This window comes from Pseudomonas sp. FG35 (genome assembly GCF_057809295.1).
In genome coordinates this window covers 203639-216299 of the sequence record NZ_JBMDJR010000002.1, presented here as the reverse complement: position 1 = coordinate 216299, position 12661 = coordinate 203639, and the positions used below count along the sequence as shown (strand labels likewise).

Sequence of the window (12661 nt, the reverse complement as noted above, 5' to 3'; positions counted from 1 at the left end):
GGCATGTTATATTGTTTCAATTAGCACATTGGAACAACATAACATGTCGTCTCGAAAAAAGGCCTCCCTCCTCGGCCTGACCCTTGGCCTGCTGGGCGATCCCGCGTTTGCAGATGAACCGCAAACGCTTGAACTCGACGCCATCAGCGTCATCTCCGATTACGAATCCCCTGCCGGCCCGGTCAAAGGCTATCGCGCTACCCGCTCGTCCAGCGCCACCAAAACCGACACCGCGATCCGCGATATTCCGCAGGCCATCAGCGTGGTGCCCGCCAGCGTGCTCAAGGATCTGGGCAGCACCAGCGTAGAACGCGCGCTGGATTTCGCCGGTGGCGTGTCGAAGCAAAACAACTTCGGCGGCCTGACGCTTTACGAATACAGCGTGCGCGGCTTCACCACCTCTGAGTTTTACCAGGACGGTTTCAGCGCCAACCGTGGTTATCCGAGCACACCGGACGCCGCCAACATCGAGCGCATCGAAGTGCTAAAAGGACCGGCCGCCAGCCTGTATGGCCGAGGTGATCCGGGCGGCACGGTAAACATCGTCACCAAAAAACCGCAGCCAGCGGCCTTCACCACCCTGCAAACCAGCGCCGGCAGTTGGGATCGCTATCGCACCGCGCTGGACGTCAACACGCCGCTGGATGATCAGGGTGATGTGCTGTCGCGAATCAATCTCGCGGTCGAGGACAACAACAGCTTTCGCGACCACGTCGACAGTAAACGTGTATTCGTTGCCCCCTCTTTCAGTTGGCAGTTGAACCCGGACACCAGCCTGCTGGTGGAGAGCGAATTCGTGCGTCATAGCTCGACCTTCGACCGCGGCATCGTTGCACCTAACAATAAATGGAGCGGCGTCTCGCGCTCGACATTCCTGGGTGAGCCGAACGACGGCAACATCGACAACCACAACAACAGACTGCAAGCCACGCTTGAGCACCACCTCAACGATGCCTGGAAACTGCGCCTGGCCAGCCATTACAAGGAAGGCAAACTCTGGGGTTTCGCCTCCGAAAACCGTCCCTTGAATGCCGATGGCCACACCGTCAACCGCCGCTATCGCGAACGCGATACCAACTGGCACGACAGCATCACCCAACTGGAACTGCGCGGCCTGTTCGACCTCGGCACCTGGCAGCACGAACTGCTGATCGGCAGCGAGTACGAGAATTTCCGCAAGAACGAGCGCGTCACCACCATCGCCGGCGGGCCTTACGCCATCGATATCTATAACCCGGTGTACGGCCAGCCCAAACCCAACGGCGCACGCTCCGGTACAGACTTCTTCGAACACGTCGAAAGCCATGCGCTGAACCTGCAGGATCAAATCGTCTTCAGCGAAAAACTGCGCGGGATGATCGGGGCCCGATTCGAGCACTTCGAGCAAACCATCGATGACCACAGCCGCAACACCACCAGCCGCCAGACCCACGACGCGCTCACCCAACGTGCCGGCCTGCTCTATCAACTGACACCGGACACCGGCCTGTTCGCCAACGCCTCGACCTCATTCAAACCGAACAACGGCCTCGATGTGGCTGGCAAATCCTTCGATCCGGAAGAAGGCGTGGGTTACGAAATCGGGATCAAGAACGAGCTGTTCGACGAACGTTTAAGCAGCACCCTCGCCTTCTTCCATATCGACAAGGAAAACGTCCTCGCCCTCGACCCGGGCACCGATACCAGCCGCGCCATGGGCAAGGCCCGCAGCCGGGGTTTCGATCTGCAGGTCACCGGGCAAGTCACCGACGCCGTCAGGGTGATCGGCGCCTTCGCCTGGATCGACGCCGAAGTCACCAAGGGTGATGCCGCGATCCCCGCCGGTAGCCGCATCCTCGGGGTGGCCAAACGCAGCGGCAGCCTGCTGGGTGTCTACGAGTTTCAGGACGGCCGCTTGCGCGGCTCGGATATCGGCGCGGCGTTCACTTACGTCGGTGACCGCTCAGGTGAGTCCGGCAGCGATTTCGAGCTGCCGGCCTATCACACCGTCGACCTGCTGGCCCATTACAAGGCCAGCGACACCGTCACTCTCGGCCTGAACCTGAACAACCTGTTCGACGAAAAGTACTACGAGCGCTCGTACAGCAACTATTGGGTCAACCCCGGCGAGCCGCGCAATTTCACGGTCAGCCTGACATTCAACCTGTAAAAGGACGTCACCATGCATTTCGGCAAACTCTTATTGATCATCGCTGCGTTGTTCGCTGGCCAAGCATCAGCGCATGGTCTGTGGACCGAACAACGACGCGGCAATATCGAAGTGATCTACGGCCACGGCGCAGAAGACAACGCGTTCAAAGCGCAGAAAATCAGCGGTGCATGGGCATATGACGTCAGCGGCAAGATGATCCCGGTCAACGTGCAACGCCTGACCGATCATGCACGTCTGCAACCGCTGAAACCGCCGGCGGTAATGGCCGTGGCCCTGAACAATGGCATGTGGTCGCAAACCGCCGACAAGAAATGGGTCAACGAGGGGCGCAGCAAAGTCCCGGGCGCCATCGAGTCGACCGAGACCCTCAAGTACAGCCTGGCGATTTATCAGCCGGGAGCGAAGTTGCCCAAACTCGATCAGATCAAATTGCTGATTTTGCCGGAGGTCGATCCTCTGACCGTCGGCCCGGGGAAATCATTGCCGGTGCGGGTGTTGCTGGATGGCAAACCGGCAGCGGGCGTGAAGTTGATCGGTGACTACCGCAGCGCGCCGAATACCTTGAGCACTGAAACCGACAAGGACGGCCGCGCTCAGGTGCTGGTGCGTAACGAGGGATTGAATGTGATTGCAGCGCAGGTGGAGGTGCCGGTGAAGGACAATGCAGAGGTGAGCAGTCGGGGGTTATTCAGTTCGTTGACGTTCCTGGGCGAACCGCATCACGAATGAACCAACGCTGATCCCTGTGGGACGAAACCCACAGGGATCAGCGTCGTTTCAGAGTTCGCCCAGACCGTCGATCAACGCCTGATTCTGCTCCGGCGTGCCGATCGAGATCCGCAGGAACTGGGCAATCCGCTCCTGCTTGAAGTGGCGCACTATCACGCCCTGTTCACGCAGTTTGGCTGCCAGCCCCGCCGCATCGTGTTGCGGATGCCGGGCGAAGATGAAGTTCGCCGCTGACGGCAGCACTTCAAAGCCCTTGGCCTGCAACTGCGCAACCACCCATTCGCGACTCTCGATCACCAGTGCGCAGGTCTTGTCGAAGTATTCGCGATCCTCGAATGCCGCTGCAGCACCGACATTCGCCATGCGATCGATCGGGTAGGAGTTGAAGCTGTTCTTGATCCGCTCCAGCGCCTCGATCAGGTCCGGATGGCCGACCGCCAGACCGACCCGCAGGCCCGCCAGCGAACGGGACTTGGACAGGGTCTGAGTCACCAGCAGGTTCGGATAACGGTCCACCAGGCTGATCGCGGTTTCGCCGCCGAAGTCGATGTAGGCCTCGTCGACCACCACCACCGAATCCGGGCTGCCCTTGAGAATCTGCTCGACCGCTTCCAGCGCCAGCAGGCAACCGGTCGGTGCGTTCGGGTTGGGGAAAATGATCCCGCCGTTCGGCTTGGCGTAGTCAGCCGGGTTGATCCGGAACTGGGCATCCAGCGGCACCGCGTCGAACGTGATGCCGTAAAGGCCGCAGTAGACCGGATAGAAGCTGTAGCTGATGTCCGGGAACAGGATCGGCTGATCGTGTTGCAGCAGACCGTGGAAGATGTGCGCCAACACTTCATCCGAGCCGTTGCCGAGGAACACCTGATTGTTCTGTACGCCGTAGTACTTGGCGACGGCATTTTTCAACAGATCGCTGTTCGGATCCGGATACAGACGCAGGTTGTCGTTGAGTTCGGCCTGCATCGCCGCCAAGGCTTTTGGCGACGGGCCGTACGGGTTTTCGTTGGTATTGAGTTTGACCAGACGGGTCAACTTCGGCTGCTCGCCCGGCACGTAAGGCACCAGATCCTTGACGAACGGGCTCCAGAATTTGCTCATGTTCAGTTCTCCTTCACGTCGTCTTTGATGCGGTATTCGGCGCTGCGCGCGTGGGCGCTCAGCGATTCGCCACGGGCCAGGATCGATGCAGTCTTGCCAAGTTCCGAAGCACCGGCCTCGGAGCAGAAGATGATCGACGAACGTTTCTGGAAGTCATACACGCCCAGCGGCGAGGAGAAACGCGCGGTGCCGGAGGTCGGCAGCACGTGGTTCGGGCCTGCGCAGTAGTCGCCCAGCGCTTCGGAGGTGTGGCGACCCATGAAGATCGCGCCGGCGTGGCGGATCTGCGGCAGCCAGGCCTGAGGGTCGGCGACCGACAGCTCAAGGTGTTCCGGGGCAATGCGGTTGGCGACTTCGATGGCCTGGGCCATGTCGCGCACGTGAATCAGGGCACCACGGCCGTTGATCGAGGTTTCGATGATGGTTGCGCGATCCATGGTCGGCAGCAGCTTGTCGATGCTCGCGGCGACCTTGTCGAGGAACTCGGCGTCCGGGCTGACCAGAATCGCCTGGGCGTCTTCGTCGTGTTCGGCCTGGGAGAACAGGTCCATGGCGATCCAGTCCGGATCGGTCTGGCCGTCGCACACCACGAGGATTTCAGACGGGCCGGCAATCATGTCGATGCCGACCTGACCGAACACGTGACGCTTGGCAGTGGCGACATAGATGTTGCCCGGGCCGACGACCTTGTCCACCTGCGGCACGCTTTCGGTGCCATAGGCCAACGCAGCAACGGCTTGTGCGCCACCGATGGTGAACACCCGGTCGACGCCGGCAATGCACGCCGCCGCCAGCACCAGTTCGTTGACCTCGCCACGCGGGGTTGGCACCACCATGACCACTTCAGTCACGCCAGCGACCTTTGCCGGAATCGCATTCATCAATACCGACGACGGGTACGATGCCTTGCCGCCCGGCACATACAGACCGGCGCGATCCAGCGGCGTGACCTTCTGGCCCAGCACGGTGCCGTCGGCTTCGGTGTAGCTCCAGGAGTCCTGCTTCTGTTTTTCGTGATAGCTGCGCACACGGGCGGCGGCTTTTTCCAGCGCTTCGCGTTGAGCCACGGTGATACGGGTCAGGGCCAGTTCCAGACGCTCGCGCGGCAGGATCAGGTCTGCCATGGAGGCGACTTCGAGGCCGTCGAATTTCTGGGTGAACTCGACCAGCGCCGCGTCACCGCGCTCGCGCACAGCCTTGATGATGTCCAGCACCCGCTGATTGACCGAGTCGTCAGACACACTTTCCCAGCTCAGCAGATGATCCAGATGATGCGCGAAATCCGGGTCAGCAGCGTTGAGTCGGCGAATTGCAGTCGGTGCGGTCATAGCGAGAGCCTCATAGGAATGGCAAAAACTCAGGCGCCCTAACTTAGCAGTCGTTTCCGCTTGGGCACCTGAGATTCTGGCTATGAGGCGGATAGACGGGCGCGACTTAACGTCGCGCAGGTACATCAGCCGCGGTGTCGAGACTCCACTGCCTTGCGCAGGGTGTCGATCAACGCCTGGATTCGGGCGTGTTGCATTTTCATCGAAGCTTTATTGACCACCAGACGCGAGCTGATCGTGGCGATCAGTTCCTGGGGTTCCAGACCATTGGCACGCAGGGTGTTACCGGTGTCGACCACGTCGATGATCTTGTCGGCCAGACCGATCAGCGGTGCCAGCTCCATCGAGCCGTACAGCTTGATGATGTCGACCTGACGGCCCTGCTCGGCGTAATAACGCTTGGCGACATTGACGAATTTGGTGGCGACGCGCAGGCGGCCCTTGGGCTCGACCGCGCCGACCTTGCCGGCGGTCATCAGCTTGCACTGGGCAATCTGCAGGTCCAGCGGCTCGTACAGGCCCTGGCCGGTGTATTCCATCAGCACATCTTTACCGGCAACGCCGAGGTCGGCCGCGCCATGCTCGACATAGGTCGGCACGTCGGTGGCCCGCACGATCAACAGGCGAACGTCTTCCTGGGTCGTGGGGATGATCAGCTTGCGGCTCTTGTCCGGATTCTCGGTCGGCACGATGCCCGCTTCGGCGAGAAGCGGCAGGGTGTCGTCAAGGATGCGGCCCTTGGACAGTGCGATGGTCAACATGGGAAACGTCAGTCCTTATCAAGGTACTCATGTCCGGTCGCAATCGGCGCCGGACATACTTCGAGGGCGTTGCCACCCCCGATCAAAACGAATTCAACGGACACTTCCCTGTGTCCAGATGCAGCGATTAGCCCGGAACGCGACGGATCTTGGCGCCCAGCATCTGCAGTTTTTCCTCGATGCACTCGTAACCACGGTCGATGTGGTAGATGCGGTCGATCAGGGTATCGCCCTGTGCCACCAGCGCCGAAATCACCAGGCTCGCCGAAGCACGCAGGTCGGTTGCCATCACTGGCGCGCCCTTGAGTGTTTCGATACCGGTCACAATGGCGGTGTTGCCTTCGACCTGGATGTGCGCGCCCATGCGGTGCAGTTCGTACACGTGCATGAAGCGGTTTTCGAAGATCGTCTCGATCACGGCACCGGTGCCTTCGGCAATGGCGTTGAGCGAGATGAACTGCGCCTGCATGTCGGTCGGGAACGCCGGATACGGCGCAGTGCGCACGTTGACCGCTTTCGGGCGCTTGCCGTGCATGTTCAGCTCGATCCAGTCTTCACCACAGGTGATTTCTGCACCGGCTTCACGGAGTTTTTCCAGAACGGCTTCGAGGATGGTCGGATCGGTGTCCTTGACCTTCACGCGGCCACCGGTAACCGCAGCGGCCACCAGGTAGGTGCCGGTTTCGATACGGTCAGGCATGACCTTATAGAAGGCCGAGCCCAGACGCTCGACGCCGTCGATGGTGATGGTGTCGGTTCCGGCACCGGAAACCTTGGCACCCATGGCGTTGAGGAAGTTCGCCAGGTCGACCACTTCAGGTTCGCGAGCGGCGTTCTGCAACACGCTGCGGCCCTTGGCCAGAGCGGCAGCCATCATGATGTTCTCGGTACCGGTCACACTGACGGTATCGAAGAAGAAGTGCGCGCCGCGCAGGCCGCCTTCAGGCGCCTTGGCCTTGATGTAGCCGCCTTCGACATCGATGACTGCGCCCATGGCTTCCAGGCCACGGATGTGAAGGTCGACCGGACGCGAACCGATGGCGCAACCGCCAGGCAGTGCGACTTCGGCTTCACCGAAACGCGCAACCATCGGGCCCAGCACCAGGATCGACGCACGCATGGTTTTCACCAGTTCGTACGGGGCGATCAGGGTCTTGATGGTGCGCGGGTCGATTTCGACGCTGAGCTTCTCGTCGATCACAGGCTCGATGCCCATGCGACCGAACAGCTCGATCATGGTGGTGATGTCATGCAGGTGCGGCAGGTTGCCGACGGTAACCGGGCCATCGCACAGCAGGGTGGCGGCCAGGATCGGCAGGGCGGAGTTCTTCGCCCCGGAAATGCGGATCTCGCCATCAAGACGAGCGCCACCGGTAATAATCAATTTATCCATAAGAATCTCGACGCCCTAGGGCTCAGGTGCGCTCGGCCCAGGCCGCGCTGCTGAAAAATTTCATAGTGACCGCGTGGATGCTGCCATCGGCGATCCAAGGGTTCAAATGGGCATAGATGCTTTGCTGACGCTTGACCGGGCTCAACGCCGCCAGTTCATCACTAATCACGTTCAGCTGAAAGTTGCAGCCTTCGCCTTCAACTTCCACCTGCGTTCCTGGCAGCTTTCCTTCAAGGAAGCTCTTCACTTCTACGGCCTGCATGCTCAACCTCAATCGGCGCCCTGTGCGCACGGGTCGGACATCATACAAAAAAGCCCCGCGCCTGCGAACCCCGCTGCGCAGGACTCTGACGGGGGGCTTCTCTACTGATGCGGGTTCAGGGTTGCGCCAACAGCTCGGTCAGCTCGCTGACCTGAGCAATTTCGCGCATGTCTTCGGGCATCCCGCGAATGCTGACCGCCTTGCCGGCGGCCTTGGCATCGCGAATGAAGCACAGCAGCAGCGAAAGACCGACGCTGCTGGATTTCTCCACCGCCGAGCAATCGATCACCAATGCCGGGGCATTGCACGACTTGATCAGCGCCCGGCCCTGCTCGCGCAGATCAGGGCCGGTGCGGTAATCCAGCACACCGCTGAGCTGCAGCTCACTGGCTTCGTCCAGACGAATGGCCGACTCGGTCATTGGGCAGGCTTCTCGTTCTGCTCGGCCGACTGTTTGGCCTTGGCGACTTCCCCGGCCCAGCCGTTGATGGTCTTGTCCAGGTCGTTGCCATTGCGCTGCATTGCGTCGGCGAACTGATCACGGAACAGCTTGCCGATGTTGATGCCGTTGATGATCACGTTGCGCAGCTTCCACTCGCCGTTGATCTTCTCGAGGGTGTACGACACCGGATAGATCGCGCCATTGTTGCCCTTGACGGTCATGCCGACGCTGGTGCGGTCGCCCGACTCATCCTTGGGCGCATCCACGGTGATGCCCTGATTGTTGTACTCGAGCAAGGCGTTGCCGTAGAACTGGAACAGGCCGCGCTTGAAGTTTTCCTCGAAGGTCTTCATCTGCGCCGGGGTTGCCTTGCGCGAATACTTGACCGTCATGATGCTCTTGGAAATGCCCTCGGCATCCACGACCGGCCCGACGATGGTGTTCAGCGCCGTGTAGAAATCCTGCGGATCCTGCTTGTACTTCTCTTTATTGGCCGACAGATCGGCAAGCATCCGGTTTGTGGTGTCCTGAACCAGATCGTGCGCCGATTGTGCCGCCACGGCGTTAGCCACCAGCGGCAGCGTCGCAAGCAACACCAACAGGCCACGTCGCAAGGTAGAGATCATTCAAAAGCTCCTCATTTGGCGTCTTTGCTAACGGTATTGAGCAGGAATTTACCGATCAGGTCTTCCAGTACCAGAGACGACTGCGTGTCGTGGATGGTTCCACCATCCTTCAGGCGGGTGTCTTCCCCACCCACGCTGATACCGATGTATTTCTCGCCCAGCAGACCCGCAGTCAGGATAGATGCTGTGGAGTCGGTCGGCAGATTGTCGACGCTTTTATCCACTTGCAGGGTCACCCGACCGGTGAAGCTGTCGCGGTCCAGATCGATCGCGGTGACCTTGCCGATGGTCACACCCGCCATGGTCACTTTGGCTCTGACCGTCAAACCGGCGATATTGTCGAAATACGCGTAAAGCTTGTAGGTATCGGTGGTCGAAGTCGGAGACAGGCCACTGACCCGCAGGGCCAGCAGCAACAAAGCCAGGATCCCTGCCAGCAGGAACAGGCCGACACCGATTTCCAGGGTGCGGTTTTGCATCAGAAATCTCCAAACATCAAAGCGGTCAGAATAAAGTCCAGGCCGAGTACTGCCAGCGAGGCGTAAACCACGGTCTTGGTGGTGGCACGACTGATCCCCTCGGAAGTGGGTTCGCAGTCATAGCCTTGAAATACGGCGATCCAGGTGACGACAAAAGCGAATACTGCACTTTTGATGATGCCGTTGAGCACATCGTCACCGAAGCTCACGCTGTTCTGCATGTTCGACCAGTAGGAACCTTCGTAGACACCCAGCCAGTCGACGGCAACCCACGAACCGCCCCAGATGCCGACCACACTGAAGATCATCGCCAGTACCGGCAGGGAAATGAAGCCGGCCCACAGACGCGGAGCGATGATGTACTTGAGCGGGTCGACCCCGATCATTTCCAGGCTGGACAACTGCTCGGTGGATTTCATGTTGCCGATTTCCGCCGTCAGCGCCGAACCGGCACGACCGGCAAACAACAGCGCGGTCACCACCGGCCCCAGCTCACGTAACAGGGTCAGCGCCACCATCTGCCCGACAGCCTGCTCCGAGCCGTAGCTCGACAGGATGTTGAAGCCCTGCAGGGCCAGCACCATGCCGATGAAAATCCCCGACACCACGATGATCACCAGCGACATCACGCCGACGGAATGCAGCTGTTTGACCAGCAGGCCGAAACCGCCGCCGATGCCGCCACGACCCAGCAAGGCATGAAACAGGAACAGGGTCGAACGCCCGAACACTGCGACGCTGTCGATTCCGGCGAGGCCAAAGCGACGCACACGCTCCATTAATGTAATTCTGCGCATCAGCGGCGCTTCCCCAGAAGATCGGCGCGGTAATCCGGCGCTGGAAAGTGATACGGCACCGGGCCGTCGGGTTCACCGGTCATGAATTGACGGATACGCGGATCGTCCGAGCTCATCAGTTCGTCCGGCGTGCCCTGTCCCAAAACCTGGCCATCGCCGACCACATAGATGTAGTCGGCGATGCTCGCGGTTTCGGCGAGGTCGTGGGACACCACGATGCTGGTGATCCCCAGGGCATCGTTGAGCAGACGGATCAGGCGAACCAGAACGCCCATGGCGATCGGATCCTGGCCGACGAACGGTTCGTCGTACATGAGGATCTGCGGGTCGAGGGCAATGGCCCGGGCCAGGGCAACACGACGCTTCATCCCGCCGGACAGCTCGTCAGGCATCAGTTCGATCGCACCGCGCAGTCCTACCGCCTGCAACTTGAGCAGCACGATGTCGCGGATCATCTCGTCCGGCAGTTCGGTATGAACGCGCAGCGGAAAGGCGACGTTCTCGAATACATCGAGATCGGTGAACAGCGCACCGCTCTGAAACAGCACGCCCATGTGCTTGCGCGCATCGAACAGATCGCTGCGCGACAGCTTCGGCAGGTTCTGGCCGTTGACCCAGACCTCGCCCTTGGATGGCCGCAACTGGGCGCCCATCAGGCGCAACAGCGTGGTCTTGCCACACCCGGAAGGCCCCATGATGCCGGTGACCTTGCCGCGCGGGATGCGGATATCGACGTTATTGAAAATGCTCCGCGCACCGCGCTTGAAGGAGACTCCCTTCAGCTCGACCGCGTAGGCGTTATCGGCACTCATCTAAACTCCTTGCGATGCAGCCTCTCACTCGGACGCCTGGCTTTCTTGAGAAAGCCCCTACATCCCGGGCAGGCCGAACTGGCGGCGAACTATATCACTGCAAAGGGCAAGCGCCCAAGGCCTGCACCGGTCCGCATTCTGCGAGTTGAAGGGCTTGAAGCCTTATTTATGGAGTTTTGGTAACGAGGAATGACAAAGCACGACGAACTTGCGTGAGGCTTTTCAACATAACCGCTATAATCGCCGCCTTTTCATCGGGCTATACGATTTCTGACATGAGCCAAACCAGCGACCTGATTCAATCGGCACAACGCACTATCCGCCTCGAAGTGGAAGCCGTACAAGGCTTGTTGCCCCATATCGACGCCGATTTCGTACGCGCTTGCGAGATGATTCTGGCCAGCAAGGGCCGTGTTGTCGTGGTCGGCATGGGCAAGTCCGGGCACATCGGCAACAAGATTGCCGCGACCCTGGCCAGCACCGGCACCCCGGCGTTCTTCGTACACCCGGCCGAGGCGAGCCACGGCGACATGGGCATGATCACCCGTGACGACGTGATACTGGCCCTGTCGAACTCCGGCTCCACCAACGAAATCGTCACCCTGCTGCCACTGATCAAACGCCTGGGCATCCAGCTGATCAGCGTCACCGGCAACCCGCAATCGCCGCTGGCCAAGGCCGCCGAGGTCAACCTCAACGTTCACGTCGAACACGAAGCCTGCCCGCTGAACCTGGCACCGACCTCCTCGACCACCGCCGCGCTGGTCATGGGCGACGCCCTGGCCGTGGCGCTGCTGGAAGCGCGCGGTTTCACCGCCGAAGACTTCGCCTTTTCCCACCCGGGCGGCGCACTGGGCCGACGCCTGCTGCTGAAAGTGGAAAATGTCATGCACGCCGGCCAGGAACTGCCGCAGGTACAGCGCGGCACCCTGCTCAAGGACGCGCTGATGGAAATGACTCGCAAGGGTCTGGGCATGACCGTCATTCTTGAAGCGGACGGCAAACTGGCCGGAATCTTCACTGACGGCGACCTGCGTCGCACCCTGGATCGCAGCATCGATATCCACAGCGCTACCATCGACCAGGTGATGACCGTGCACGGCAAGACCGCCCGCGCCGAGATGCTCGCCGCCGAAGCGCTGAAAATCATGGAAGACCACCGAATCAACGCGCTGGTTGTCGTGGATGAGGAGGATCGCCCGATCGGCGCCTTCAACCTCTCCGACCTGCTGCGCGCAGGAGTGATGTAAATGAGCACCGATCTGCTGCAACGCGGCAAAGCCATCAAACTGGCGGTATTCGACGTCGACGGTGTTCTCACCGACGGGCGCCTGTACTTCCTTGAAGACGGCAGCGAGTTCAAGACTTTCAATACGCTCGATGGCCAGGGCATCAAGATGCTGATGAACGCCGGCGTTCAGACCGCCATCATCAGCGGTCGCAAGACCCCGGTGGTCGAGCGTCGGGCAAAAAACCTGGGGATCCCGCACCTGTTTCAGGGCCGCGAAGACAAACTGGTGGTTCTCGACGGTCTTCTGGAGCAACTGGGCCTAAGCTATGAACAAGTGGCTTACCTTGGTGATGACCTGCCCGACCTGCCGGTGATCCGCCGTGTGGGGCTGGGCATGGCCGTAGCCAACGCCGCTGCCTTCGTGCGCGAACACGCTCATGGCGTCACCCAGGCCCGCGGCGGCGAAGGTGCCGCCCGCGAATTCTGCGAACTGATCCTGCGCGCCCAAGGCAGCCTCGACGCCGCCAACAACGCGTACCTGTGAGTCC

At 60.6% G+C, this 12661-nt stretch carries 14 protein-coding genes; 4 read left to right on the top strand and 10 right to left on the bottom strand.

What is annotated here, in order from left to right:
* The first annotated feature begins 43 nt into the window (after positions 1 to 43).
* On the top strand, positions 44 to 2149 hold the full coding sequence (locus tag ACODTD_RS05050) for a TonB-dependent siderophore receptor (RefSeq protein ID WP_201819045.1): 2106 nt from the start codon (positions 44 to 46) through the stop codon (positions 2147 to 2149).
* 12 nt (positions 2150 to 2161) lie between these two features.
* The gene (locus tag ACODTD_RS05045; protein WP_011332482.1) at positions 2162 to 2881 is read left to right on the top strand and encodes a DUF4198 domain-containing protein; all 720 of its coding nucleotides are present in this window, start codon (positions 2162 to 2164) and stop codon (positions 2879 to 2881) included.
* Positions 2882 to 2929: 48 nt separating this feature from the next.
* Here ACODTD_RS05045 and hisC read toward each other — a convergent pair whose 3' ends face one another.
* The 10 genes from hisC to ACODTD_RS04995 form a co-directional block, all read right to left on the bottom strand.
* Positions 2930 to 3982: a histidinol-phosphate transaminase gene (gene hisC / locus ACODTD_RS05040; protein WP_011332481.1), complete on the bottom strand. Its 1053-nt coding sequence runs from the start codon at positions 3980 to 3982 to the stop codon at positions 2930 to 2932.
* Between the two features lie 2 nt (positions 3983 to 3984).
* A complete protein-coding gene (hisD, locus tag ACODTD_RS05035) occupies positions 3985 to 5310 on the bottom strand; it encodes a histidinol dehydrogenase (RefSeq protein ID WP_221615048.1) in 1326 nt (441 codons plus the stop codon).
* A 125-nt stretch (positions 5311 to 5435) separates the two neighbouring features.
* A complete protein-coding gene (gene hisG, locus ACODTD_RS05030; protein WP_007953554.1) occupies positions 5436 to 6071 on the bottom strand; it encodes an ATP phosphoribosyltransferase in 636 nt (211 codons plus the stop codon).
* A gap of 127 nt (positions 6072 to 6198) precedes the next feature.
* Positions 6199 to 7464, bottom strand: coding sequence for a UDP-N-acetylglucosamine 1-carboxyvinyltransferase (gene murA / locus ACODTD_RS05025; RefSeq protein ID WP_007953555.1), 1266 nt, complete (start codon positions 7462 to 7464; stop codon positions 6199 to 6201).
* A gap of 22 nt (positions 7465 to 7486) precedes the next feature.
* Positions 7487 to 7726 carry a BolA family protein gene (locus ACODTD_RS05020; RefSeq protein ID WP_007953556.1) on the bottom strand — a complete coding sequence of 80 codons (240 nt, stop codon included), beginning with the start codon at positions 7724 to 7726 and terminating at the stop codon, positions 7487 to 7489.
* A gap of 115 nt (positions 7727 to 7841) precedes the next feature.
* Positions 7842 to 8147 carry an STAS domain-containing protein gene (locus ACODTD_RS05015; protein WP_007953557.1) on the bottom strand — a complete coding sequence of 102 codons (306 nt, stop codon included), beginning with the start codon at positions 8145 to 8147 and terminating at the stop codon, positions 7842 to 7844.
* A complete protein-coding gene (locus tag ACODTD_RS05010; RefSeq protein ID WP_011332479.1) occupies positions 8144 to 8794 on the bottom strand; it encodes an MlaC/ttg2D family ABC transporter substrate-binding protein in 651 nt (216 codons plus the stop codon). The genes ACODTD_RS05015 and ACODTD_RS05010 overlap by 4 nt, the downstream gene beginning before the upstream one ends.
* Positions 8795 to 8805: 11 nt before the next feature.
* Positions 8806 to 9273, bottom strand: a complete 468-nt coding sequence (gene mlaD / locus ACODTD_RS05005) for an outer membrane lipid asymmetry maintenance protein MlaD (RefSeq protein ID WP_007953559.1) — start codon at positions 9271 to 9273, stop codon at positions 8806 to 8808.
* Complete coding sequence (gene mlaE / locus ACODTD_RS05000; RefSeq protein ID WP_007953561.1) at positions 9273 to 10070, bottom strand: lipid asymmetry maintenance ABC transporter permease subunit MlaE; 798 nt, start codon at positions 10068 to 10070, stop codon at positions 9273 to 9275. Before mlaE ends, mlaD begins: the two co-directional genes overlap by 1 nt.
* Entirely contained in the window at positions 10070 to 10882 is an 813-nt protein-coding gene (locus tag ACODTD_RS04995; RefSeq protein ID WP_011332478.1) for an ATP-binding cassette domain-containing protein, read from the bottom strand. The genes mlaE and ACODTD_RS04995 overlap by 1 nt, the downstream gene beginning before the upstream one ends.
* A 275-nt stretch (positions 10883 to 11157) precedes the next feature.
* Between ACODTD_RS04995 and ACODTD_RS04990 the strand changes: the two genes are divergently transcribed.
* Together ACODTD_RS04990 and ACODTD_RS04985 are read left to right on the top strand one after the other, a co-directional pair.
* A complete protein-coding gene (locus ACODTD_RS04990) occupies positions 11158 to 12132 on the top strand; it encodes a KpsF/GutQ family sugar-phosphate isomerase (protein WP_011332477.1) in 975 nt (324 codons plus the stop codon).
* A complete protein-coding gene (locus ACODTD_RS04985) occupies positions 12133 to 12657 on the top strand; it encodes a KdsC family phosphatase (protein ID WP_011332476.1) in 525 nt (174 codons plus the stop codon).
* Positions 12658 to 12661 lie beyond the last annotated feature (4 nt).